Here is a 23,815-nt window from a genome sequence, read left to right on the forward strand (position 1 = left end):
TGGGTCAGTTTTTCTTATTTCTTCCATTATATATCACACTAGCATCGTATATCCGTATTTTTCCATCGTTTCCACCACTTTCTTGAGACGCACATTTCCTTCTGCAATGATCTCACCTTCGATGAGGACCAGTGGATAAAATAAATCTTCTTCGATCATCTTCGCGGCAAAGTTCTTTTGCTTCAGCGTTTCTGGTGGATTATACATATCTATATAGGATATTTTGAATTTCTGCTCAGGAAACTTTCTCGTTAAAGCGGCTTCAAGCCACTCACAGGTATCTTTTGAAGATGGGAGATTCACACAACTCGCACAAATTTGCTCCGCTCCATACACTTCTATCTCAATTTCTTTCATTACCATACTCTTCCTCCTTCATTTTAGTATATCTGCTTCATTTTAAATAATGTTTAAAAACTTCTCACCTGTTTCCATCATACCAGAATAATATAGATTATATTTCCGCAAAGTTACAGTTGGATTTTTTACTACCTTCGCTTTATAATATGAATAGGAAAGGAGTCGATTGCAATGTCTGAACAAACAATGGAAGTTCAAGTTCAAGAAGTCCTAGATAAACTTCGTCCGTTTCTTCTTCGTGATGGCGGTGACTGTGAACTAGTTGACGTAGAAGATGGAATTGTAAAATTACGATTACTAGGAGCCTGCGGAAGCTGTCCTAGTTCGACCATTACGCTAAAAGCTGGGATTGAGCGTGCCCTTCTTGAAGAAGTTCCTGGTGTAGTGGAAGTAGAACAAGTTTTCTAATAGCCCTTTAAATAACATGCAGCGTATGGATGAAGGATCACTTCATCTATACACGTTCAACCTTTTTTCATGCAGGCCGGAACTTTTCCTGGACTGTAATAAAAAATAAAGCTGACTCGGCTTTTGCCCTATCAAATGAATTGATACGGCTTGACGCGAGTCAGCTTTTTTATATGGACAGTAAATGAAATGCGGCTCACGATTTCAAAAATTTCAATTCCTTTTTTTCCTGTTCTGAAAGGATTGCCGTATAACTGCCAACATTATCTATTTTCAATTCTTTCACAAGATATTCCGGAAATTTTTCCTTCAATCCAGTGAGCACACTTTCGCATTTTTCTGCGGATGCCAAGCATAAAACAGTGGGGCCTGCTCCGCTTAGGGCTGCACCAAATCCACCTTTTTGAAGGACGACCTCTTCTATAAGTGCTAAATGAAGGACTAACCCCGCTCTAAAAGGTTGATGGAATCGATCGCTTTGCATCATTTCACCAACAAGCTTCCAATCTTTCGATAAGACTCCTGCAAGCAAAACATTTGCGGCTGCACTTCCGCTTATCGCATCTTTATAGGAAAGTGAATTAGGAAGAACATTTCTTGAATCCTCAGTAAGCAATTCAAAATTGGGAATGACAGCAATCACCTTAACTCCCTCGATCGGAAACGACACGACATCCGTTCTCTCCTCTGTATGCAGGCCCACTACCAATCCACCATAAACAGATGCCCCTGCATTATCCGGATGCCCTTCAAAGAGGGAAGCATGCCTATTCTTTTCATCAACGGATAAATGGAGTTCACCAACGATGTTCGCTAATTCAATCCCAGCTACAATGGCGGAGGCACTGCTTCCAAGACCCCGTGCCAGTGGAATTTCACTAGAGACGAAAAGCCGGCATGGGGATAGTTCCTTTCCATAATAAGCCGCCGTTTCCTTGGCAACTTTAACGATAAAATTACGATCATCTCTTGGAAAAACAGACATTTCCTCTGATAGTGGAACGACTTCCCAATGATCTGATGAAGATCCGTGTATTTCCAAGTAAAGTCCTAGCGCCAAGCCGATGGAATCGAATCCTGGTCCTAAGTTGGCCGTACTCGCCGGTACACGGATCAAGAACATCTCGGAATCTGCACTCATGCCTGTTTCACACCCTGCAGATGTTCTAATATGACCTCTTCGTCCATTGGCAACAATGTCGGTTGAATCGTGCTAGTATCGACTGCCACATTCGGATCTTTCAATCCATTTCCAGTCAGCACCGCAACAATCTTGCTTCCTTTTTTGATTTCACCGCTTTTTAATTGTTTATAGATGCCTGCAATGGAAGCACATGAGGCTGGCTCTGCAAATACCCCTTCTTTTTTAGCGAGGAAATGATAGGCTTCCAGAATTTCTTCGTCTGTCACCTCATCAATTTTACCTTGGGATTCTTTTGCCGCTTCGACAGCAAAGTTCCAACTGGCAGGATTCCCAATCCGGATGGCTGTTGCAATGGTTTCGGGATTTTCAATGATGGTATCCCTGACAATTGCGGCCGCACCCTCCGCTTCGAACCCTCTCATTTCAGGTAGGCCCGTTTGTTTCGAGTCATTATATTCTTTAAACCCTTTCCAGTAAGCAGTGATATTACCTGCATTCCCGACTGGAAGCGCCAAAATATCCGGTGCAGAGCCTAGAGCATCACAAATTTCGAAAGCCGCCGTCTTCTGCCCTTCGATCCGGTATGGGTTGACAGAATTCACAAGGGTGATCGGTGAGCTCTCACTAAGTGAACGGACGATTTTTAAAGCCTGGTCGAAGTTCCCTTCGATAGAGATTATTTCTGCTCCGTACATAACGGCTTGTGCAAGCTTACCCATGGCTATTTTACCTTCTGGAATGACAACGATACAGCGCAGGTTGGCACGGGCGGCATAAGCCGCTGCGGCTGCCGATGTGTTCCCAGTAGAAGCACAGATGATCGTGTCGCTACCCGCTTCGATCGCTTTTGCGACAGCCATTACCATTCCGCGATCTTTAAACGACCCAGTTGGATTAGCTCCTTCATATTTTACATGTAAGTCGATTCCCCACTCTTCGGATAATCGATTCAGTCTGATTAAAGGTGTATTCCCTTCCAACAGGGATAGTGCAGGTGTATTTTCATTGACAGGTAAAAAATCTTTATATGTGCTTATAAGTCCTTGCCAGCTCATTTGATGTCCTCTCCTTCAACTCTATATGTGCTTTTCACTTCTCTTACCATATTGTAATCATTTAATTTCTGTATAATTTGCTCAAATGCTGCCAAAGTGGCTGTATGCGTAACTAATACGATTTCGGAAGATTCCTTTTCATCCAGCGGCAATTGAAGGATTTTATCGAATCCTACCCCATGCTCGGCAAATAAATTCGTGATTCTGGCTAAAACGCCAACTTCATCCTGAACATGCAATCGAATGAAGAACTTAGCGAAAATCTCAGTGGCATCCTTTAATTGTTTCGGGTACTGCGGTGAAACGGCACTGCGGCCATTTACGCCCAGCCTCATATTCTTGATGACCGTCACCATATCCGAAACGACTGCTGTCGCAGTCGGAAGACTTCCGGCTCCCGGTCCGTAAAACATCGTTTCCCCTACAGCTTCCCCATAAACGTATACCGCATTATACTCATTATTTACCGAAGCTAACGGATGTGCTTCCGGAAGAAGTGCAGGCTGGACACTTACTTCGACCCTATCGCCTGCCCTGGAAGCGACGCCAATCAATTTCATCGTATATCCTAGCTTTTTACTATATCTCAAATCCTCTTCGGATATATCCGTTATTCCCTGTACCTCCACATCATTCAAGCCAATGTTCATTGAGAACCCGAGTGTGGATAGTATCGCCATTTTGCGGGCTGCATCCAATCCCCCTACATCTGCTGTCGGATCCGCTTCAGCAAATCCCAGCTCCTGGGCTTCCTTCAATACGTCATCATAAGCTCTGCCTTCCTTGCTCATTTTCGTTAAAATGAAGTTTGTCGTCCCATTGACGATTCCCATCATTTTCGTGATACGGTCAGAAGATAATCCATCGACAAGACCTCTTAGAATCGGGATTCCCCCTGCAACACTTGCTTCATAGAACAAATCACATTGATTCTCGGTGGCCAATTCCAACAGTTCCGGTCCATATAGAGCCATTAGGTCTTTATTGGCCGTAACGATATGCTTTTTATTTTTTATTGCTTCTATCAGATAACCGCGTGTTTCTTCAATTCCACCCATAACTTCAATTACAACATCAATCTCGGGATTCGAAAGGATATCCTCAGGTTTGTCAGTTAACATATCTTTATCAACCTCGACAAGCCGCTCCTTAGTCGTGTCCTTGACTAGTATCTTCTTAATGGATATGGAACAGCCCACTTGATGCATGAGCTTGTCCTGATGACTTTCAATGATTTGTACGACTCCTGATCCAACTGTACCTAACCCCAATAAACCGATCGAGATGGCTTTCATATTTGGTTCCCCCTTAAAAACTGTTTACCTGTAGAAAACATTTGTATTTGTATAGTAGACATTATAAGTTTAATTCATATAATTATCAATAGTTAGAAAAGATGGATGAACGAACTTTTTTTGCCCATCCCTTGAACGAGTAAGAACGGCTAAAGCTAAATTTTTATGGGAAAACCATTTTGAAGATTATTACTCAACACTCTTTAATGAATCATTCGTTCCCATTACTACATGTGGCTTTTGCACGGGATCCATCCATTTCAGTAAGCTGAGGACATTCTTTTCGGCAGTGGCTGTACATCCTGCCGTCGGCTTTGTTTCCCCTCTCCATATATGAAGGAAGATTGCACTTCCCTTTCCTTTTATGATGGGATTCGTATTATAATTGATGACCGCCCCATACCTATAGAGTTCATGATTCATCCTTTCGAAAGACTTCCATTTACTTGAAGGATTTCCTTTATAGGTTATCCACTTGTTATAATCCTTGGATGTCCGATCATCAATCCAGTAGTCATATTTGGTAGTTTTCCTATAATTCATTTTCACTCCGGGTGGCTTCTTTTTGCTTCCAAAGGCCGTACCAAATGAATAAATTCCAACCGGTGATTTTCCATCCCCCTCTTTTTTACTCTTCGTGAAGCCGTTCTTCCCAATGACGCCCTCCATCTTCTTTAATGCGCGTCGCCATTCACCTTGTTTCTTCTCGTAAGTTTGGATCGCGACCTTCGTATCACTCATGGATTTCCCTGTCACCGATACAACTTGATTAACACCTTTCCTCATATCGAATTTTTTCAGAAGGACTTTTTCACCTGAACTGAAAACCTCTTTTGCATCTACCATCTTGATATATGCAGTCTTTTTTGAATGACAGACCTTATACCAGTTTCCAGTTCTCCCACTTGCCGATAGTTCTTTATTTTTTTTATAAGTTTTTAATGTTTTACTCGCAGCCGACGCCTTTTCCTTCACATCCGTAGTAGTCTTCATGACAATCTTGAATTGAGTTGCTTCGCAGCTTGTTTTCGTTTCAGCTTTCGTAAGATCTGTCGGTTGGATGATTAAAAGGGCTAAAAGGGTGGCCATCATCAATCTTTTCATGGACCCATCCTTCCGTAGTAATAACCAAATATCTAACTATTCGAAAAAATCTTTTTATCATCATAACATAGTAAGTAAGGATGAATCATATTTCTTTCCCGTTTTTATCTAAATCCAGTCAATTTTAGGCAAATCATATTGCTTGGCCGGAACCTCCGCCAATTCATAAAAATGTTTGAGGAAGGACTCATATTGTTGGGAGGATTTCGTGATCGCAGATATTTTATCCTCCAGTTCATTCGCCCTTGATTCCGTCGTTTTTGAAAAATACTCTTCCACTGTTTCAAAGTAGTGAATGGGAAATAGCATCCTTGAATATAATAACCGGGCTGAAAAGCTGGAGAACGGTTCTATGGATTGATATTCGTGAAAGAAATGGCCAATGCCACGTTGATGGGTATGCACATTTTGAAAATAGTGTTCCCTCACCCATTCCGCGACATCCCTTGTTCCGTGGTCGAATACCCAATCAAACGGATTTTTCATCCATTTATTGCTTTTCCACGTATCATGTAAAAAACGTTCATAACATACCGTTCCACTATCGACAATTTGCGGGGTATCATCAATTTCTGTGTCGACTAAATATTGAATCGCATTTTCACCCAAGACCATATAATAGGGAAAGGTTTCTATAAATAATTTTTCAAACTGGTTATCAGGATGGGCATTGAGCTTATCCCGCCAAATCTTTTCTAACTGATCGATCCTTTGTTCCCAGAGTTCTTTCCATTTACCGATTCTTGAGCATGTTCGAATCGTTTCATTAATGTTTCTCCCACGCTGATGGAATCTTGCCAGACGTCTTCCTGGGTTGAAATTTTTCGGACCTTCCAATGCCTGATTGGCAAGAAGGATGAATAATTGTTCATCCGCTTCCGAAACATAACTTCCATGATTGGCAAGAACAAAAGCCGATACGTGACGATCTCCTTGTGAAATCATGTGTTGAGACATTGTATGCCGTTCCACTAATTCCTCCTGCTCCATATTTTCAATGGGAACGATGCTGTAAACCATATTCCCTGAACGGAAGCTTGGAAATCTGCTATTGGCTTCTTCATGACCTACCTGTATACCATAATTATTAAAAATGATTTCTTCTATCATGGAATGGCCCCCTTCATCAAATGGATATAATAGAAATATTGGACTTCATATACTTATATATATATGTGGAATAACCCGTTTTCTGAATGATTATCGAAACCTTATTATAAAATCGAATCGAAATCCCTTTCATGGGTTTTGACTTTAATCAAATCAAACTACCGGCAATAGAACTATCCCTTTAAAATATAGAGAAATGGGTGATGACATGGCTAATATTGAACAATCAATGTCTGAAAAAACGGCTCGTAGGTGGCTAATTGAACGAGGAGTGAAATTGGAGGATATCGCTGAGCTTGTCATGTATTTACAATCTGGCTACCATGAAAATCTCCAAATGTCCGATTGCCTTCACAATGTCGAACGGGTCCTTTCAAAACGCGAGGTCCAAAATGCCATCCTTACCGGCATTCAGTTGGATATTCTAGCTGAGAAAAAACTGCTCGAGGAGCCGCTACAGAGCATCATTGAAATAGATGAAGGACTATATGGGGTCGATGAAATATTGGCTTTTTCAATTGTGAATGTATATGGATCCATCGGCTTTACCAATTATGGTTTCATCGATAAACAAAAGCCAGGTATCTTAAAATATCTAAACGATAAAAGCACAGGTAAGGTGAACACCTTTTTAGACGATATCGTTGGGGCAATTGCTGCTGCCGCTTCAAGCCGGCTTGCCCATAGAACCGAAAATGCAGAATAGTGAGCTTATGATATTAAACGACATAAAAAAACCAGGACTGCTTTCGCAGGCCTGGTTTTTTCATTCGAAGTGCCATAGGTCGAGCGTATCCACCACATACGTTGGCTGCTCCTTATATTGCTTCAAGCGTTCTTTGGTCGTTACGCCAGTATGTACAAGCATTGTATCTATCCCTGCATTAATGCCGGCTAGGATATCCGTATCATAGTTATCGCCAACCATGATTGTCTCTTCTTTAGGTACCCCTAATACTCTTAGAGCTTGCTCCACTATGACGGATTCAGGTTTTCCGATGAAAATCGGCTGTACTTGAGTCGAAACGGAAACAACGGAGGTTAATGCACCATTCCCCGGCAAAAGGCCTTGTTCAGTAGGAATGGCAATATCACCATTGGTCGAAATGAAAACAGCGCCATTCCTGACAGCAAGACAGGCTTTTGACAACTTTTCATAATTGACGCCGCGATCGATGCCCATTACCAGAAAGTCTGGATGTTCATCCACAAGCTTCATTCCTTTTTCCTTAAGAGCCTCGATGATGCCTTCTTCCCCCACCACATAGACCGATGCATCTTGCTTTTGTTCAGCTATGTAATTGGCAGTGGCCATGCTTGTCGTGAAAACTTGATCATCTTCCGTTGATATGCCGATGCTTCTCAATTTATCCGCTACCTGGGCCGGAGTCCGGGATGAGTTGTTGGTGACGAATAAATAAGGGATCTCCCTTTTTCTTAGGTCATTAATAAACCCTGCCGCTTCCGCAATTTGTTCAGTTCCGCGATACATGGTGCCATCTAAGTCTATTAAATATCCTTTATACGACTTCATTTGAATTCGCCTTCCTAACGCTACTAGTTTTTAAAAGCTGATACGGGTCCCAATTCATTAGTTAAATAGTTCCTCACCAAATCGGGGAATTGCTTGAATGCCTCGATATTTTCCGAGAATACGGCATGCAGTTCGTTGTGATCGACTTCAATGAAGTCCTGGACCAGCATTTTCCTTAGCGGCAAAACCTTTTTGAATTGTATCGCTTTTTCTTCTGAAATGACTTTTTCATCTTGAAGGATATCGATAATATCTTCATAACTTCCCGGATCACGCATAATAAAACCATCAATTACCGCATTTCCCACATCCAACACGGAATCGATGGAAGTATGTATAAGCCTTTCAGCGATAAGTTCCGAAAGGTCTCCATCCCAATTATCATGCCCTTCAAAAAGTCCAAGCTGCTTTTCAAGAAAACCTAATATTTGTTCAATCTTTTGGCGGTCTACAAAGTACATTTTTTTCCAGATCCTTTCTGATCTAAGATGATATAGGGAATCATTGGTTGAATGAGCGGCATAGGTAAAACCCTGTGCCGGACCAACCTTATTCCTTGATGATACCATAGCTTCTCCCTTACTCTCAATTCCTTCAGCCATTTGAAACAATCCCTATATTAAACAGCAGCAAAAACGCAAGCATTGCCATAAAAAAACCTAAATTTACGGTCCCATTTGTATTCTTGACAATTTTCCTTTAATCAATGAAAACTCTGAATGCATGATTGCCGGACTTTCCTGTGGAACCATGAGGCGCGACGAAGTTCCTCCTGCCGGGAGCCCCGAAAAATGTCTGTTCCCCTATTGAAGTCACTTTGTTATGATGGAACTACAAATGTGAAGATAAGAAGGGAATGATACTATGGAAGATCGTTTTTATTTATACAATGACGTGGTTGATTCAAAAACCCGGTTCATAAGTTTCATGGGAGAGGAATCAAGATTCGATCTGGCCATTACGACAACCGATCGTTTTTATGGGAAGAAACTTGTCTTAAATATGCAGAGTAACCGTTTCGCGATTATTGGACCTGATGATTTAGAAGAGGAAGGCTATCTTGAGCATGCCTTTCAGTTGTCAGAAGCGGAAGCCGCAGAACTAAGTCACTTTTTAATGGAAATCGTCTGAAAGCCGACGTTTTTTTCTTAAACGGGATAACCTACTGAATGTACGATTACATGAGGGGGGATTACCTTGGGCAAAGAAGAGGAAATATACCACGATTTCTCCAATGTCGAAAAACAGCGGGATTATTTAATTCCTGAAGAATTTCCCGAAGGACCTTTTGGATCATCCATAGCAAAAGATGCACCAGTTCAGAATAAAAACACCCCGTGGCAGGAAGGGCAACGCTATCAAAGTGCCTTTAATTATGAAAATAAATCCTTGCACGAAGACTTACCTCGACAATATCCTGGTGCTCATCCGACACATGATGATCCAGAAAAAGATGAACAGTCTCCTTATAAAGGATATGGAAACTCTTAACATGGAAAGGCCAGAGTAAATCCTGGCCTTTTTTATTTCTTTATTTTCTTCACGACGAAATATGGACAGCCAAAATTGCAGTATTCATATAAATATTCACTAAGCGTGCTTATTTTTGTATCGAAGGTCGCTTTCTGATTAGAGTCATCAAAAAATCCACGCAGCCTCAATTGGCCGTAACCCCAATCCCCCACTATATAATCATACTTCGTTAAAATCTCACTGTATCTGGCTTTAAACGCTTCTTCGTTATAGCCATCCCGTTCATCCTCGATTATTTCATAGGTCATGTTATTGATGTTAATCATTGTTTTCACCTCTCATAAATACATTCCTTCTTTAAATTATAACTGATTCCCCATCAATTACTAAGCGAAAAATAGAGAAATATGTTCATCCTAAAGTTATGGGGGTGTTATTGATGAAAAAAACGCTAATAACGATAGGTTTAAGTTCGATTATTGCATTAACTGGATGTGCTGATAAAAAAGAGGATCAGGGGCTCGGTGCAAAAAACAATGCCGGCAACCCAACAAACGTAAACAACCCAACTCAATATTATGATGAGGATTATCGTAATAATGACAACAAAAGTGATGATTTCGGTTTTACCCGCACAAATAGTGCAACCATTGACGGCCGTAATATTTCCAACAAGGATGCTTCCATTGACCGGGAACAACTGTCTGATGTCATTTCAAAACTGAGTGTTCAGATTCCTAATGTCAATGATGCGGCTACTCTGGTGACCGACGAGGAAGTTCTTGTCGTATATGATACCAATACCAAGGATCGGACTGAAACCGCAGACCAAGTTAAACGTACTGCCATGTCCATCGTGCCTCGCTACTATCATGTCTATGTTAGTGATGATTATCAAAACCTTGCCCAAGATGTCGAGAATTTCTCTACATTGAAATCCGGCAGCAAAGGGATCGACTATACGATTGAACAAACCATCAAAAGAATGCTGAAATCGCCTCAAGGATACAAAATGAGTGACGGGGAAAATGAAAATGGGGAAATGATTAACGATAAAAGGGATCATCACGATAACATCCATCAAAAAATGGATAACCGTTAATTAAAAATGAAAGGACCGAATTTTTTCGGTCCTTTATTTCACTCTATTTCAATAGTTCTTCACCTTTGGTTTGCTTATGTTTTGCCGCAGCATTAACCTGTTCGTCCGCATGGTAGGAAGAACGGACTAGCGGGCCGGATTCACAATGGCTGAAGCCTTTTTCCAATGCACGTTCTTTCAATTCGGCAAACTCCTCAGGCGTATAGTATTTCAGCACCTTCAAATGCTTTTTAGTCGGCTGCAAATACTGGCCGATAGTCATGATATCCACATTATTGGCCCTTAGGTCATCCATCGTTTCAAGGATTTCCTCCCGCGTTTCACCAAGGCCAACCATTAAACTCGACTTTGTCGGAATCTCCGGATACAGTTCCTTGGCTCTTCTTAAAAGCTCCAATGAACGTTCGTATTTGGCTTGAGCCCGTACACGGTCGGATAAACTTCTGACTGTCTCTATATTATGGTTCAGAATGTCTGGTTTAGCATCCATCAAAGTCTTAATATTTTCATGTACCCCGCCCATATCCGACGGTAATACTTCAATCGATGTAAATGGATTCTTGCGTCGGATGGCACGGACCGTTTCAGCGAAAACTTCAGCGCCTCCATCTTTTAAATCATCACGGGCAACAGCTGTAATGACGACATGCTTTAAATTCATCAATACGACGGAATCGGCAACACGCTCCGGTTCAGCCCAGTCCAATTCATTAGGTCGTCCGGTTGTAACAGCACAAAAACGGCAAGCCCTTGTACAGATTTCACCTAATATCATGAATGTAGCCGTTCTTCTCACTGCCCAGCATTCGTGAATATTTGGACATTTCGCCTCTTCACAGACAGTATGAAGATTTTTTTCGCGCATCATATTTTTTAAACCGAGGTAATTTTCATTAGTATTAAGCTTTATTTTTAACCAATCTGGTTTACGAAGAATTTCTTTATTTGTAGAAGACATGAAAATGCCACTCCATTCTATAGAAATTAACACACCCTACTTTAACAATAAAAAAGCATTTATACAAGTTATAGTTGGTTTCCCATTATTTATTTTTCATGTTTATAGCTAAATCAGCAAAACTATAAAAGATGGATGGACTGATGTCTTTATAAATACGGAGAGTGACATGAAAGGAGCCTGCCCCGTTGAAAAAATTATTCCTTCTTACCCTAACTTGTTTGTTTATTTTGAATGCACCAAGCCAAGTGGCTAAAGCTGCCGATACCCCTGAAGCTTATGCCGGGAGAATGGAGCTATACAAAAATATGGAGGCTACCCTCCAAATCCCATGGTATTACCTTGCTGGGGCTGATCAATATGAGCACAGCCTAAGGGCTGCCCGACGGGATTTAGAGCCGGCAAAGGGTTTAATAGGCATCAACATCGAGCCTTCAAAGTGGAGCGGTGCCCTCAATCCTGACTTGAACGACGTGAACCCGCTCACGATCACATTTTTTGATGGGCTTGGCCAGGATGGGAATGGTGATGGCAAAGCTGATATTACTAATGATACCGATCGCTTATATGCTTTTTCGAAGCATCTCCATACTTATGGTGCAGATGAAGATAATATCCGGATCGGCTTGTGGGATTATTATAAACGAGATAAAGCCGTCAGCATCATTATCGGCAATGCCGAGATTTATAAGAAATATGGCCGGCTGGATTTACAGGAAAAGGCCTTCCCCGTTCCAGTACGGACTCATTATACGTATTTGAATACATGGGGAAGCGCTCGTGGATGGGGCGGAAGGAGAATCCATGAGGGTACTGATATATTTGCGGATTATAGCCTTCCCGTTCGATCAACGAGCTATGGCATCATCGAAATGAAAGGCTGGAATAAATTTGGCGGTTGGCGGATCGGGATACGGGATTTAAATAATACGTATCATTACTTTGCTCATTTAAGCGGTTTTGCCAAAGGATTGAAAGTCGGACAGATCGTCGAGCCCGGGCAAGTCATCGGAGGTGTTGGCAGTACAGGTTACGGCCCTCCGGGAACTTCAGGGAAATTCCCTCCGCATCTTCATTACGGAATGTACAAAGACAACGGAATCACGGAATGGAGCTTTGACCCTTACCCCTATTTGAAAATGTGGGAAAGGAAGGATTTAGCTAAAAAGAAAAAGTAAGCGGCGATGAATTTTACGCTGCTTTTTTTTGATTCGAACATAAACCCCTGAACTTGATGCATAGGTATTAGTAAAGGGGGCTAAAGCGTGTTCCGAAAAAGATTTCGAACAAAGAAATTCCGAAAGAAGGGGCCTCTTCCCACCCGAAAAGTATTTCTCTATTCCTTTATCCTTTTTATCATAACCAGCATCATGACTCTTTGGTACGTTGATAAATCAATCGAACCCGTGATCATGAGTGTAGCCGAATATGAAATCAAACGGATTGCAACGGAAACGATTCATGAATCGGTTGATGAGAATATAGCCAAGGTGGATATGAACAAAATCATCACCAACAACGAGGGTGGTAAGGACTCCAGTTCATCCTATAGCTTCAATCCGGTCATATACAGCGAATTGCGCGCTAGCATTACGAAGGATATTCAAAAGAAGCTTGGCATCAAAAAGGGAAATCCTTTTAAAACGGGTTCAGCCAAAATAAATGATGAACAATATAAAAGTGTGGTCTATTATATACCTTTGGGTGTCGTGACCGGGAATAACCTCCTTTCCAACTACGGACCTGAAATCCCCGTGAAAATGTCAGTCATCGGCAATGTTGAATCGGATTTGAGGACAAAACTGACAAACGCAGGCATCAATAATGTGTATTATGAATTGATTGTGGATTTTGATGTCAATATTCAAATCGTCATCCCCTCTTTCACCAAGGAGACCAAGGTAAGTCAGGAAGTGACAGTCGGCAGTCTGCTAATTGAAGGTGATGTACCAAGTTATTATAGTAACGGAAACGGTTCGTTGGCACCTGCCATCATGAAGGAAAACAAGGAATAATAAAACCAGCTTATCCTTGTGGTTAGGCTGGTTCTTGTATATTGAGACATTTCATGATCAGCAAATGCAGGTTTTTATTCAAGTCCACTTCATACTTTTATCTGTTCCCCATTTTCTTGAAGTATCCTGATCATTGGGCAGTCCCCTATCCCCTCATTTTGAGCTGATATCACCCCTTTTCTCCCATCATTCAATTCTGAGCTGACCGGGTTTACGAAGGATTTCCAAAGGTACGAGCATTTTGCCGACATCATGTAAAATCGCGCCCAGCCCAAGAATTTCGAGATTCTTTTCATTAATGTTCAATTCCATCCCGATCGCCAGGGTATAATAAGGTCACATTGAAGGAGTGAGTAAAGATGTAGTCGTCGTTTGTATAAACTTCGGCCAATAAAGTCATTAACTCTTTATTCCTATTCAGCTCGTCCATGACTTGACGTTAGCCTGCTCTATCGTGAACGATCCATCAAGGTTGATTTTGTTTTTCATGTCTAGGAATGTGGTTTCAATCGTATTAATGGCTTCTCTCCTTAGTTTCCCGGATACTGGAGGCATTGGAATAATGTCATCCGTCCTGTAATCTTGGATGTAAACAAAGGGAATATTAAAGGACACCAGTCGATTGATCATTTTCTGAGTTAATATAAGATCTTCACATAATAGGATATGGCCCCGCTCATTATAGATATTTTTTCCGAGCCTGGCTCCAGGGCTTAGGGTCTTTGTGATAGCTAGCCTCATTCTTGTACTCCATTTCCACATTCAATATTTGTAAATAAAACCATTTTTTTCCTTTATAAGGGTTATCGGAAAATAATTTGATAAATGAATCCATTATTGAATAAATCTTTGGTAAAAAACAAGGCCCCCTTCTGGGTAAAAGAAAGCCCACCTTTTCAAATCATCTTGATTAATGCTTCTTTACCAATCATTCCTGGATGAATGCCCTTTTCCACGGCCTCCCAGGTAACTGATTCAAGCGGCGCTTCCAAAAGCTCTTCAATCGATTTAACTCCTGTGGCCCTTCCTGCAAGGATTTTACGATCTCTCAATTTATCATTCAACAGTCCTACATCTAACGCACCGCACATTATATACCCTTTTTCGGACGCGACAGCAAGTAAATTCGTTTTGGGAAGTCGGACTGAAATGGCTAGGAATGTATGATTATTAAGTATTATAGGTATCATGCTAATCAATTGGTTTCGCCCCTTTCTTCCCCATACTTTATGAAAAAAAGGGCGAAACCGTGATTTAGCGTTAGGCATCCGTATACATTTTTTTCAACTTCCATAAAAGGATATCCCGCAAGAATTCCGGTAATAGGTATTTCTTACGATTGGAGCGCTGGATACTTGGAAAAAAGTGCCCAAACGTGAACATATCAGGTATTGCCAATTTATAAGACTTATCTGCCTGCAGTTTCTCCCCTTTTATCAGAATCCCATTTACGATTCCATTCTCCATTTCGTTAAATTCAATTTGATCATATTGCATGACTCCCATGATTTTTCCGCGGAAACCGAAACCTTTCACTTGGATATGAGGCCACTCCTCATTTCTCGATTGCATTAAGATTTCTTTTAACTCATTCCCATTTACTTCAACGACGCAAGGATTGATGGGGTGTGGGCAGATTCTGTGAATATCCCCTTTTGTGACTGGTCCCTTCGGCAATCCCTCGAGCAGAAGACCAGCATTCAAAAAGGTGCAATCCGCCTGACTCCATTCCCTTAAGGCCTCTCCAAGGATTTTTGTCAAAGCACTTACCTTGAACCAATCATTGTCCAAGGCTTCCGGCAAGTCCACTGCGACCTGTTTTAGCATTTCCCCTCCGGCCTGGTACATCGCTTCAATCCATGCCCGTTCATCCTCTAATTCCGAAAAGTCATTGGTATCATATAGAATGGCACTCTTCTGGCTAATTCTCTTTTCCTGATTGACGGTCATTTCCACCTGTCCAACAAAAAAACCATATTTTCCTGCACCGCAAAGGAGTGTATCATTGATCACTTTCCCTTGGTGAAGGATATGGTGGGTATGCGCGCCAAGTATGACGTCAATCTCCGGAAAGTCCACTGCCATCCTCTCATCATCATGGATGCCCAGGTGAGAAAGGATGATGATGACATCCGCCTCTGTTTTGACCCTTTCAAGCTGTACCTTTAACTCCGCGAATGGTTCTGTTATCTCCCAGCCCAACGCAGAATAAAACTTTTGAAAAAAGGCTGTCAAACCTATCATGGCGATCTTGGTGCCTTTTTCCGTTGTATGTATCCAATATGGCAGCGCCCATTCCGGTCTTTCAGTATTTCCGTAATAAATATTGGCTGCCAAGACTTTGAACCTTGCTTGATCATATAAGGAGTCTAACGCATCATGAGGTAAAGTGATCCCTTCATTATTGCCGATGGTCACATATTGGTAGCCCGCTTCATTCAGCAGTTCAATATTCCCTTTACCCAACGTACCTTCTGTATATGGATGCCAGCGGTCCACATGATCACCTATATCAAGTATGATCGCTTCTTCTCCCGTTTCTTGATGAAGTTGTCTTCTATCTTTAAGAAACTTATCAATACGAGGCCAATTCTCAAAATGACTATGGAGATCATTGGTGTGATATAAATGAATGATTTCTGACATCATTTTTCCTCCTCGTTTATCCTGTAATACCTTGGTATATAAGACGTAAACCAATGATTATCAGCACTATTTTTAACATATTTTCCAGCGACGCGCTTTTTAGGCGCGTATTGATGAATGCCCCCAACTTAGCACCGAACCATGCACCTGGAATCAGGGCAAAAACATATGGCCAATTTACATTTCCAAGGGAAATATGCGTAATCGAATTAGTGATGGAAGACAGAAATACCATGAACATCGAAGTCGCTACAGCCATATGCGGAGGGAAGAAGAAAAGAAGCATCATTACGGGAACCATTAAGGCTCCGCCGCCAATCCCAAATAACCCGGAGCTGAATCCCACGAAAAAAGTAATCAATACAGCTATAAGGGGGTGGTAACCATAAGAAAATGAATGTCCATTTTCAGTTTTATACGTTTTGACCATTTTCCCTTTTCCAGGCTTGAAAACCATTGGCTTCAACCGGTCCTTCACTAATAACACGATAGCCATGAAAACCATGAAAATCCCAAAGTACAATGAAAAAGCTTCGACATTAAGGTTTTTATTAACATATGCCCCTATTATGCCACCTGGTGCACTGCCTATAAAGAAGATTAAGCCGGCCTTATAATCCACCACTTTATGTTTTAAATAAGATAAAGTAGAAGATAACCCCGTGAAAATCATGATAACGGTTGAAACACCTACGGCCACTTGAGGTGTCAGCTCATCGATTATATTTGTCGAAGTACCTAAATATAAAAGAGAAGGCACAATGATGATGCCTCCGCCCAGACCGACAAGAGAGCCGATTGATCCCGCTAATAATCCGATACCCACTAAAACTAACCATACCATGAAGAAATCCGCCTTTTCCTGTTTGTGAGGATAGCACCTCTACTAGCTTGTCACATCTTCTCTTTATTGATTATATAATGCCTTTTAAAACAAACCAAGCTGCCTTGGAGCCAGTCCTTCATATTCAATACCAAGCAACTCAATCATTTGTTTGGCATTATCGGCGGCATCTCCGCCTGAGTTATTATTGAACAGGACATATATCTCCTTGGATTCCTTTTCCAATATCCTTATTTTCTTCACCCATTCAGTCAATTCCTGATGATTATATCGGTATAAGTACCTAACCTCACGCCAATCATCACCCGAAGAAGGTCTCTGCCAACCATGCAGGTTACGGCCATGAAAGCGTATCAGGGTTTTATCTTTATCGGTGGCATGCAGAACGACAGGAATGGATCCCTCTCCAGCCTGCGGCTCATCGCATACACTATGGATCCAGCCTTCCTCTTGGATAAAGTCCAAAGTTTGCTGGACTACGCTTGGTCTGTACCAGCTTTGATTCCGAAATTCTATGGCAGCTGGAATATCGCCCATTTCAGCTTTGCACCATCGCAGGTAATTCACGTTTTCACGCTTACAATCAAACCATGGCGGAAACTGAAATAAGACCATCGCGAGCTTCCCTGACTTCTGATAAGCTTCCAGAGAGTCGCGAAATGCCTTGAACATTTCCTTCTTACTTTCAAATGGGATCTCCCCACGCTGATGTCCTGTCATCCCTTGATAGGCTTTGACGACAAACTTGAATAATGCCGGCGTCTCTGATACCCACTTTTCACTGTTCCTCTTTGGCTGGACTGCATAAAATGAGGCATCCACCTCCACAATGGGAAAATGAGCCCCATACTCTTTGAGTTTATCACGTTGGGACACACCGCCATGATACAAACTATCATGATCCCCCCAACCTGTCACACCAACATAAATCATCTGCACCATCACTCCTCTCGGGACAGTCCCCATTTCCTGACTTCTTCCTTTATTATTTTTTACCCTTATTGAGCCATATTTAATCTTTGGTATAAGAGTGTCATATATCACTTTCCAAATACAAAAGCCTGCCAGGCAAACCCGGCAGGCTTTTGTATGAATGGTTATTCTAAATCGCCTTACAGGCAGGCCAGTCGGATATTAACCGATGGAGCCTTCCATTTCGAACTTGATCAGACGGTTCATTTCAACCGCATATTCCATTGGAAGTTCTTTTGTAAATGGTTCGATGAAGCCCATTACGATCATTTCCGTTGCTTCTTGCTCAGAAATTCCGCGGCTCATCAAGTAGAACAATTGTTCCTCAGATACTTTGGAAACCTTCGCTTCGTGTTCAAGGGAAATGTTGTCATTCAAGATTTCGTTGTAAGGGATTGTATCAGATGTAGACTGATTATCCATGATTAATGTATCACATTCAATGTTGGAACGAGCCCCATCGGCTTTACGTCCGAAGTGAACGATACCGCGGTATGTTACTTTACCGCCTTGTTTAGAAATTGATTTTGATACAATGGTTGAAGATGTATTTGGCGCTAGGTGAATCATTTTAGCTCCAGCATCTTGGTGTTGGCCTTTACCGGCAATGGCAATGGATAATGTCATACCGCGAGCGCCTTCACCTTTTAAGATGACAGCAGGATATTTCATTGTCAATTTAGAACCGATGTTACCATCAATCCATTCCATTGTTGCGTTTGCTTCACAAACCGCACGTTTCGTAACCAGGTTAAACACGTTGTTTGCCCAGTTTTGGATCGTCGTATAACGGCAGTAAGCATCTTTTTTAATGATGATTTCAACAACCGCACTATGAAGGGAGTTAGTTGTATAAACAGGTGCTGTACAACCTTCTACATAGTGAACGGATGCGCCTTCATCAACAATAATAAGCGTACGTTCGAATTGACCCATGTTTTCAGAGTTGATTCGGAAATAAGCTTGAAGCGGAGTATCCACTTTAACGCCTTTTGGTACATAGATGAAAGATCCACCTGACCAAACTGCTGAATTCAATGCCGAGAATTTATTGTCAGTCGGCGGAATCGTTTTTCCAAAATGCTCACGGAAGATATCTTCATTTTCACGAAGTGCTGAGTCCGTATCTTTAAACACGATACCCATATCTTCCAATTCCACTTTCATGCTATGGTAAACCACTTCTGATTCATATTGAGCAGATACGCCTGCAAGGTATTTTTGTTCAGCTTCAGGAATTCCCAATTTATCAAAAGTCTGTTTGATTTCATCAGGAACTTCATCCCAGGATTTCTCTGATTTCTCTGATGGTTTAACATAGTATGTGATTTCATCAAAGTTCAAGCTTTGCATGTCGCCGCCCCATTGAGGCATTGGCATGTTGTAGAAATGCTCCAATGATTTCAAACGGAAATCAAGCATCCATTGCGGTTCATCCTTCATTCGAGAAATTTCTTCCACGATTTCTTTTGTCAGACCACGCTTTGAACGGAAGATGGAAACATCTTTATCCGCAAAGCCATATTTATAATCGCCTATATCAGGCATTTTCTTTGCCATAGCTCGTATTCCTCCATTTCAAATGGCTGAATTACAACAGCTCATTTTAATTTAATTATTCCTTCAATCCCTTTTCCATGGCCTTCCAAGCCAGCGTCGCACACTTGATTCGGGCAGGGAATTTAGAAACACCTTGAAGGGCTTCAATATCCCCAAGGTCCATCTCATCATCGTATTCTTTTCCTTGAATCATTAAGGAAAAAGTCTCGGACATCGCTAAAGCAGTATCTACGTCTTTGCCCTTTATGGCTTGAGTCATCATGGAAGCTGAACTCATGGATATCGAACAACCGTCACCATCGAATTTAACATCGCTGACTTTTCCATCTTCAATCTTCATCGTTAAACGAATCCGATCGCCGCAAGTTGGATTGTTCATATCAATTGTCATGCTGCCATCCTCAAGCATACCCTTATTACGTGGTTTCTTATAATGATCCATAATGACCTGACGGTAAAGTGTATCTAAGTTATCAAAAGACATTGCTGAAATACTCCTTCGTTTTAACAAGCCCGGACACAAGCTTATCAATATCTTCTTCCGTGTTATAGAGATAGAAACTTGCTCTTGCTGTCGATGACACGTCAAGCCATTTCATTAATGGCTGTGCGCAGTGATGACCGGCACGGACAGCAATTCCATCTGCATCAAGTACGGTAGCGACATCATGTGGATGTACGTCATTAATATTAAAGGTTACTACGCCCGCACGTTTTTCTGCATCTTTTGGACCGTATATGGTAAGTCCTTCAACTGCAGACATTTTTTCCATTGCATAAGCAGCGAGTTTATGTTCATGCCGCTCAATATTATCCAAGCCGATTTCTTCCAAGAAATCGATCGCAGCCCCCATGCCGATCGCACCAGCAATGATAGGGGTTCCGCCTTCGAATTTCCACGGGAGTTCTTTCCATGTAGACTCATACAAACCTACAAAATCAATCATTTCCCCGCCAAATTCAATCGGCTCCATTTTTTCCAGTAATTCTTTTTTACCATATAATACGCCGATACCAGTCGGACCGACCATTTTATGACCTGAGAAGGCAAAGAAGTCACAATCCAAATCGCGGACATCCACTTTTAAATGAGGTGTACTTTGTGCCCCGTCGACTACCATTACAGCATCGTGATCATGGGCAATTTTCGCGATTTCCTTCACAGGATTGATAACACCAAGTACATTCGAAACCTGCATGATGGAAACGATTTTCGTTGCATCCGTAATTGTAGCCCTCACATCATCAAGGGAAATCGTTCCATCCTCTTGAAGTGGAATGTACTTCAGTACCGCGCCTTTTTCTTTGGCAAGCTGTTGCCACGGAATGATATTACTATGATGCTCCATGTAAGAGATGACGATTTCGTCACCCTCTTTAACATTTGCTCCACCGTAACTTTTTGCTACTGTATTCAAAGAAGTAGTCGTACCTCTGGTAAAGATGATCTCTTCAGTAGAAGAAGCATTAATGAATTTACGCACCTTTTCACGTGCACCTTCATACGCATCCGTAGCTTTTGTTCCTAGTGTATGCACCCCGCGGTGAACATTCGAGTTGTATCCGCGGTAATATTGCTCAATCGCTTCAATCACTGCAGCCGGTTTTTGAGAGGTTGCAGCACTATCTAAATAAACTAATGGCTGACCATTGACTTCTTGATCTAATATTGGAAAAAGCTTACGAATTTCGTATGGGTTCATTACTGTACTTTCCTTTCAATGACCGCTACTAATTGTTTTTTTACTCCCTCAATAGGAAGTTGGTTAACAACAGGGGCCAAGAATCCGTGAATGACAAGTCTTTCCGCTTCTTGCTTTGTTATACCACGGCTCATTAAATAATAAAGTTGAAGCGGGTCAACACGTCCGACAGAAGCGGCATGACCAGCCGTTACATCATCTTCATCAATTAAAAGGATTGGATTGGCATCTCCGCGTGCTTTTTCACTTAACATCAGTACGCGTGATTCTTGTTCGGCATTGGATTTTGTCGCACCATACTCTATTTTTCCAATTCCATTGAAAATCGTGGATGCACTTTCCTTCACAACACCATGCTTAAGGATATACCCCTCAGAACGCTTACCATAATGAATGATGGCAGTCGTGAAGTTTTGCTTTTGCTCCCCGCGGCCAACTACAACGGATTTAGTATCCCCATGTGAGCCATCGCCCATTAAATATGTTGTGTTATCCGAAATCGTATTACCGTCATTCATAAGACCTAGCGCCCATTCGATATGTGCGTCACGGCCTGCCACTCCACGGCGGTTAACATATGTCGTAAATCCTTTTGAAAGGGTGTCGACCGCTCCGTATTCCACTTTTGCGTTTGCATTCGCAATTACTTCGGTTACGATATTGGCGATACCTTCGCTAGATTCAACGTTTGAGAAATAGTTCTCCACATACGTTACCGAGCTGTTATCTTCCGCTACGATCAATACATGGTTGAAAAGTGTAGTATCTGGATTATCCAACAGGAATACCGATTGAAGCGGTTCTTTGATTTCTACATTTTTCGGAACATACAGGAATGCTCCCCCATTGACTAATGCAGCATGCAACGCTGTTAAACGATGTTCATCTATTTTAACGCCGTCTTTCATGAAATATTTTTGCACGAGCTCAGAATGGTCACGGGCTGCTGTGAAAATATCCGTAAAGATGACGCCTTGTTCTTTAACATTAGCTGACAGATTGATATATGCCGGCGTATTGTTGCGTTGAATGTATAAGTTCCCATTTTCTTCAATGATGGATTTGATTTCTTCCGGAAGCTCCTCTAAAGAGGCAAAAGCTTCACTTTCAACCGCGTGGGTTTTGAAGGAAGTAAAATTCCATTTGTCGATTTTCGTTTTATCCGGCTTTGGCATCGGGAGCTTTTCAAATTCAGAAAACGCTTGAATCCGAAGCTCGGAAAGCCAAGCTGGCTCATTATTTTTAGTTGAATAGGAGCTTATATCCTCTTGTTCAAACGGTAATTTCGTTTCTGTAGTCATTGCAAATCCTCCTACTTACGCTTCTTCGCCAACAGTTTCGTCTTCAATGCCCAATTCTTGTTTGATCCAATCATAACCTTCCGCTTCCAAGCGGGCAGCAAGTTCAGGACCGCCTGATTTAACGACACGTCCTTGCATCATTACATGTACATAATCAGGAGTGATGTAATTTAATAGACGTTGGTAGTGAGTGATGATCAAGCATCCAAAGTCTTCTCCGCGCATTTCGTTGATTCCTTTTGAAACGACTTTAAGTGCATCGATATCAAGACCTGAATCAATCTCATCCAAAATTGCAATTTTAGGTTGGATCATCATTAATTGAAGGATCTCGTTACGTTTTTTCTCTCCGCCGGAGAAACCTTCATTCAGATAGCGTTGCGCCATATCTTCATCCATTTCAAGGAATTCCATTTTTTGATCCATTTGACGGATGAACTTCATCAATGAAATTTCATCGCCTTCTTCACGGCGTGCATTAATGGAAGAACGTAGGAAGTCAGCGTTTGTAACACCACTGATTTCACTTGGATATTGCATAGCTAGGAATAGGCCTGCACGAGCGCGCTCGTCGACTTCCATTTCCAATACGTCTTCACCATCGAATGTGATGCTTCCGCTTGTTACTTCATATTTAGGGTGACCCATGATCGCTGATGATAAAGTGGATTTACCAGTTCCATTTGGTCCCATGATCGCATGGATTTCCCCACCTTTAACTTCAAGGTTTACCCCTTTTAAAATCTCTTTGCCTTCAATTGATACGTGAAGATCTTTAACCGTTAATGTAGAAGCTGACATAATAATACCTCCGTGAACTAATTCCTATTTTATTACCAGAAAGTAAAGATTACTTTCTCGACTATAAATTTACGTAAAACCATTCTCATTTTATTCTCATTCCAATTTTATAACAAATCCAATTTGGAATCAACTAATATAGAAAGGTGTTTCCACTTCTTACATGTTAAAAACCTGTCCTATTCTTACCATACTAACAGATATAGCCTATTTACAGCATATTAAGCCTTATTTTAGCTTTTGTTAAAATTATCTTATTATTCGGCAAACCTTCGTTCTTATTAATATATGTCCGAAAGAGTTTATCGGATGGTATGAACGTTCCGCTTTGAAAATAAAAAAATCGGGCTGTAAGGCATTATGTAAGTTCATCCAATAAGGAAACCCTTATTTTCTGGACCACTTACCATTTTACCTCTACAGACCGATC

28 protein-coding genes are annotated in these 23,815 nt (G+C 41.5%); 7 read left to right on the plus strand and 21 right to left on the minus strand.

Features of this window, described 5'->3' with window-relative positions; genetic code table 11:
- Positions 1-33: 33 nt before the first annotated feature.
- On the minus strand, positions 34-363 hold the full coding sequence (locus QUF78_RS25235) for a YuzD family protein (RefSeq protein WP_289326844.1): 330 nt from the start codon (positions 361-363) through the stop codon (positions 34-36).
- Positions 364-531: 168 nt separating this feature from the next.
- Between QUF78_RS25235 and QUF78_RS25240 the strand changes: the two genes are divergently transcribed.
- Positions 532-768, plus strand: coding sequence for a NifU family protein (locus QUF78_RS25240; RefSeq protein ID WP_034310199.1), 237 nt, complete (start codon positions 532-534; stop codon positions 766-768).
- A gap of 196 nt (positions 769-964) precedes the next feature.
- On the opposite strand, the gene thrB is transcribed toward QUF78_RS25240, so the two are convergent.
- From thrB to yutH, 5 genes are all read right to left on the minus strand, one after another.
- Positions 965-1,909: a homoserine kinase gene (gene thrB / locus QUF78_RS25245; protein ID WP_289326845.1), complete on the minus strand. Its 945-nt coding sequence runs from the start codon at positions 1,907-1,909 to the stop codon at positions 965-967.
- Complete coding sequence (thrC, locus tag QUF78_RS25250) at positions 1,906-2,967, minus strand: threonine synthase (RefSeq protein WP_289326846.1); 1,062 nt, start codon at positions 2,965-2,967, stop codon at positions 1,906-1,908. Before thrC ends, thrB begins: the two co-directional genes overlap by 4 nt.
- Positions 2,964-4,262: a homoserine dehydrogenase gene (locus QUF78_RS25255; protein WP_289314507.1), complete on the minus strand. Its 1,299-nt coding sequence runs from the start codon at positions 4,260-4,262 to the stop codon at positions 2,964-2,966. Before QUF78_RS25255 ends, thrC begins: the two co-directional genes overlap by 4 nt.
- A gap of 189 nt (positions 4,263-4,451) precedes the next feature.
- Entirely contained in the window at positions 4,452-5,366 is a 915-nt protein-coding gene (locus QUF78_RS25260; protein WP_289326847.1) for a L,D-transpeptidase family protein, read from the minus strand.
- Positions 5,367-5,474: 108 nt separating this feature from the next.
- Positions 5,475-6,476: a spore coat putative kinase YutH gene (gene yutH, locus QUF78_RS25265; protein WP_289314505.1), complete on the minus strand. Its 1,002-nt coding sequence runs from the start codon at positions 6,474-6,476 to the stop codon at positions 5,475-5,477.
- 208 nt (positions 6,477-6,684) lie between these two features.
- On the opposite strand from yutH, the gene QUF78_RS25270 reads away from it, so the two are divergent.
- A complete protein-coding gene (locus QUF78_RS25270) occupies positions 6,685-7,182 on the plus strand; it encodes a phosphatidylglycerophosphatase A family protein (protein WP_289326848.1) in 498 nt (165 codons plus the stop codon).
- Between the two features lie 60 nt (positions 7,183-7,242).
- Here the strand turns inward: QUF78_RS25270 and QUF78_RS25275 are convergent, their stop codons facing one another.
- Both QUF78_RS25275 and QUF78_RS25280 read right to left on the minus strand, forming a co-directional pair.
- Positions 7,243-8,010, minus strand: coding sequence for a TIGR01457 family HAD-type hydrolase (locus QUF78_RS25275; protein ID WP_289314504.1), 768 nt, complete (start codon positions 8,008-8,010; stop codon positions 7,243-7,245).
- A 23-nt stretch (positions 8,011-8,033) separates the two neighbouring features.
- On the minus strand, positions 8,034-8,612 hold the full coding sequence (locus QUF78_RS25280; protein ID WP_353957927.1) for a DUF86 domain-containing protein: 579 nt from the start codon (positions 8,610-8,612) through the stop codon (positions 8,034-8,036).
- Between the two features lie 262 nt (positions 8,613-8,874).
- Between QUF78_RS25280 and QUF78_RS25285 the strand changes: the two genes are divergently transcribed.
- The gene (locus QUF78_RS25285) at positions 8,875-9,141 is read left to right on the plus strand and encodes a DUF3055 domain-containing protein (RefSeq protein ID WP_289326849.1); all 267 of its coding nucleotides are present in this window, start codon (positions 8,875-8,877) and stop codon (positions 9,139-9,141) included.
- A gap of 66 nt (positions 9,142-9,207) precedes the next feature.
- A complete protein-coding gene (locus QUF78_RS25290) occupies positions 9,208-9,501 on the plus strand; it encodes a cytosolic protein (RefSeq protein ID WP_289314503.1) in 294 nt (97 codons plus the stop codon).
- Positions 9,502-9,533: 32 nt separating this feature from the next.
- Here the strand turns inward: QUF78_RS25290 and QUF78_RS25295 are convergent, their stop codons facing one another.
- On the minus strand, positions 9,534-9,809 hold the full coding sequence (locus tag QUF78_RS25295; protein ID WP_289326850.1) for a YutD family protein: 276 nt from the start codon (positions 9,807-9,809) through the stop codon (positions 9,534-9,536).
- A gap of 113 nt (positions 9,810-9,922) precedes the next feature.
- Here QUF78_RS25295 and QUF78_RS25300 point away from each other — a divergent pair, with 113 nt between their 5' ends.
- Complete coding sequence (locus QUF78_RS25300) at positions 9,923-10,585, plus strand: YhcN/YlaJ family sporulation lipoprotein (RefSeq protein ID WP_289326851.1); 663 nt, start codon at positions 9,923-9,925, stop codon at positions 10,583-10,585.
- 43 nt (positions 10,586-10,628) lie between these two features.
- Here the strand turns inward: QUF78_RS25300 and lipA are convergent, their stop codons facing one another.
- On the minus strand, positions 10,629-11,543 hold the full coding sequence (gene lipA, locus QUF78_RS25305) for a lipoyl synthase (RefSeq protein WP_125162574.1): 915 nt from the start codon (positions 11,541-11,543) through the stop codon (positions 10,629-10,631).
- A gap of 188 nt (positions 11,544-11,731) precedes the next feature.
- Here lipA and QUF78_RS25310 point away from each other — a divergent pair, with 188 nt between their 5' ends.
- Together QUF78_RS25310 and yunB are read left to right on the plus strand one after the other, a co-directional pair.
- Entirely contained in the window at positions 11,732-12,721 is a 990-nt protein-coding gene (locus QUF78_RS25310; RefSeq protein WP_370016730.1) for a M23 family metallopeptidase, read from the plus strand.
- Between the two features lie 87 nt (positions 12,722-12,808).
- Entirely contained in the window at positions 12,809-13,558 is a 750-nt protein-coding gene (yunB, locus tag QUF78_RS25315) for a sporulation protein YunB (RefSeq protein ID WP_289326852.1), read from the plus strand.
- Positions 13,559-13,744: 186 nt separating this feature from the next.
- On the opposite strand, the gene QUF78_RS25320 is transcribed toward yunB, so the two are convergent.
- From QUF78_RS25320 to sufC, 11 genes are all read right to left on the minus strand, one after another.
- Positions 13,745-13,870 (minus strand): HD domain-containing protein, encoded by a 126-nt coding sequence (locus QUF78_RS25320; protein WP_289326853.1) that lies wholly within the window; start codon positions 13,868-13,870, stop codon positions 13,745-13,747.
- A 105-nt stretch (positions 13,871-13,975) separates the two neighbouring features.
- Positions 13,976-14,299 (minus strand): hypothetical protein, encoded by a 324-nt coding sequence (locus QUF78_RS25325; protein WP_289326854.1) that lies wholly within the window; start codon positions 14,297-14,299, stop codon positions 13,976-13,978.
- A gap of 155 nt (positions 14,300-14,454) precedes the next feature.
- Entirely contained in the window at positions 14,455-14,748 is a 294-nt protein-coding gene (locus QUF78_RS25330; RefSeq protein WP_370016733.1) for a YunC family protein, read from the minus strand.
- A gap of 70 nt (positions 14,749-14,818) precedes the next feature.
- Entirely contained in the window at positions 14,819-16,204 is a 1,386-nt protein-coding gene (locus tag QUF78_RS25335; protein ID WP_289326856.1) for a bifunctional metallophosphatase/5'-nucleotidase, read from the minus strand.
- Positions 16,205-16,220: 16 nt separating this feature from the next.
- Entirely contained in the window at positions 16,221-17,048 is an 828-nt protein-coding gene (locus QUF78_RS25340) for a sulfite exporter TauE/SafE family protein (RefSeq protein ID WP_289326857.1), read from the minus strand.
- A gap of 84 nt (positions 17,049-17,132) precedes the next feature.
- On the minus strand, positions 17,133-17,981 hold the full coding sequence (locus QUF78_RS25345) for a DUF72 domain-containing protein (RefSeq protein ID WP_289326858.1): 849 nt from the start codon (positions 17,979-17,981) through the stop codon (positions 17,133-17,135).
- A gap of 201 nt (positions 17,982-18,182) precedes the next feature.
- Positions 18,183-19,580, minus strand: a complete 1,398-nt coding sequence (gene sufB, locus QUF78_RS25350; protein WP_289326859.1) for a Fe-S cluster assembly protein SufB — start codon at positions 19,578-19,580, stop codon at positions 18,183-18,185.
- Positions 19,581-19,635: 55 nt separating this feature from the next.
- Positions 19,636-20,064, minus strand: a complete 429-nt coding sequence (sufU, locus tag QUF78_RS25355) for a Fe-S cluster assembly sulfur transfer protein SufU (protein WP_034310148.1) — start codon at positions 20,062-20,064, stop codon at positions 19,636-19,638.
- On the minus strand, positions 20,054-21,283 hold the full coding sequence (locus QUF78_RS25360) for a cysteine desulfurase (protein WP_289326860.1): 1,230 nt from the start codon (positions 21,281-21,283) through the stop codon (positions 20,054-20,056). Before QUF78_RS25360 ends, sufU begins: the two co-directional genes overlap by 11 nt.
- Positions 21,283-22,584 carry a Fe-S cluster assembly protein SufD gene (sufD, locus tag QUF78_RS25365; protein ID WP_289326861.1) on the minus strand — a complete coding sequence of 434 codons (1,302 nt, stop codon included), beginning with the start codon at positions 22,582-22,584 and terminating at the stop codon, positions 21,283-21,285. Before sufD ends, QUF78_RS25360 begins: the two co-directional genes overlap by 1 nt.
- Positions 22,585-22,599: 15 nt before the next feature.
- A complete protein-coding gene (gene sufC / locus QUF78_RS25370; protein ID WP_289314493.1) occupies positions 22,600-23,385 on the minus strand; it encodes a Fe-S cluster assembly ATPase SufC in 786 nt (261 codons plus the stop codon).
- Positions 23,386-23,815 lie beyond the last annotated feature (430 nt).

The sequence above is a fragment of the Peribacillus sp. ACCC06369 genome (genome assembly GCF_030348945.1).
In the GTDB taxonomy this organism is placed as follows: domain Bacteria; phylum Bacillota; class Bacilli; order Bacillales; family DSM-1321; genus Peribacillus.

Coding starts and splice junctions, on each gene's coding strand:
- QUF78_RS25320 (WP_289326853.1), bottom strand. CDS start 13,870: ATGGAATTGAACATTAATGAAAAGAATCTCGAAATTCTTGGGCTGGGC.
- QUF78_RS25330 (WP_370016733.1), bottom strand. CDS start 14,748: ATGATACCTATAATACTTAATAATCATACATTCCTAGCCATTTCAGTC.
- thrC (WP_289326846.1), bottom strand. CDS start 2,967: ATGAGCTGGCAAGGACTTATAAGCACATATAAAGATTTTTTACCTGTC.
- QUF78_RS25300 (WP_289326851.1), top strand. CDS start 9,923: ATGAAAAAAACGCTAATAACGATAGGTTTAAGTTCGATTATTGCATTA.
- QUF78_RS25295 (WP_289326850.1), bottom strand. CDS start 9,809: ATGATTAACATCAATAACATGACCTATGAAATAATCGAGGATGAACGG.
- QUF78_RS25240 (WP_034310199.1), top strand. CDS start 532: ATGTCTGAACAAACAATGGAAGTTCAAGTTCAAGAAGTCCTAGATAAA.
- QUF78_RS25235 (WP_289326844.1), bottom strand. CDS start 363: ATGGTAATGAAAGAAATTGAGATAGAAGTGTATGGAGCGGAGCAAATT.
- sufU (WP_034310148.1), bottom strand. CDS start 20,064: ATGTCTTTTGATAACTTAGATACACTTTACCGTCAGGTCATTATGGAT.
- sufB (WP_289326859.1), bottom strand. CDS start 19,580: ATGGCAAAGAAAATGCCTGATATAGGCGATTATAAATATGGCTTTGCG.
- QUF78_RS25280 (WP_353957927.1), bottom strand. CDS start 8,612: ATGGCTGAAGGAATTGAGAGTAAGGGAGAAGCTATGGTATCATCAAGG.
- QUF78_RS25335 (WP_289326856.1), bottom strand. CDS start 16,204: ATGTCAGAAATCATTCATTTATATCACACCAATGATCTCCATAGTCAT.
- QUF78_RS25345 (WP_289326858.1), bottom strand. CDS start 17,981: ATGATTTATGTTGGTGTGACAGGTTGGGGGGATCATGATAGTTTGTAT.
- thrB (WP_289326845.1), bottom strand. CDS start 1,909: ATGAGTGCAGATTCCGAGATGTTCTTGATCCGTGTACCGGCGAGTACG.
- sufD (WP_289326861.1), bottom strand. CDS start 22,584: ATGACTACAGAAACGAAATTACCGTTTGAACAAGAGGATATAAGCTCC.
- QUF78_RS25360 (WP_289326860.1), bottom strand. CDS start 21,283: ATGAACCCATACGAAATTCGTAAGCTTTTTCCAATATTAGATCAAGAA.
- QUF78_RS25260 (WP_289326847.1), bottom strand. CDS start 5,366: ATGAAAAGATTGATGATGGCCACCCTTTTAGCCCTTTTAATCATCCAA.
- QUF78_RS25275 (WP_289314504.1), bottom strand. CDS start 8,010: ATGAAGTCGTATAAAGGATATTTAATAGACTTAGATGGCACCATGTAT.
- QUF78_RS25255 (WP_289314507.1), bottom strand. CDS start 4,262: ATGAAAGCCATCTCGATCGGTTTATTGGGGTTAGGTACAGTTGGATCA.
- QUF78_RS25340 (WP_289326857.1), bottom strand. CDS start 17,048: ATGGTATGGTTAGTTTTAGTGGGTATCGGATTATTAGCGGGATCAATC.
- lipA (WP_125162574.1), bottom strand. CDS start 11,543: ATGTCTTCTACAAATAAAGAAATTCTTCGTAAACCAGATTGGTTAAAA.
- yutH (WP_289314505.1), bottom strand. CDS start 6,476: ATGATAGAAGAAATCATTTTTAATAATTATGGTATACAGGTAGGTCAT.
- QUF78_RS25285 (WP_289326849.1), top strand. CDS start 8,875: ATGGAAGATCGTTTTTATTTATACAATGACGTGGTTGATTCAAAAACC.
- sufC (WP_289314493.1), bottom strand. CDS start 23,385: ATGTCAGCTTCTACATTAACGGTTAAAGATCTTCACGTATCAATTGAA.
- QUF78_RS25325 (WP_289326854.1), bottom strand. CDS start 14,299: ATGAGGCTAGCTATCACAAAGACCCTAAGCCCTGGAGCCAGGCTCGGA.
- QUF78_RS25270 (WP_289326848.1), top strand. CDS start 6,685: ATGGCTAATATTGAACAATCAATGTCTGAAAAAACGGCTCGTAGGTGG.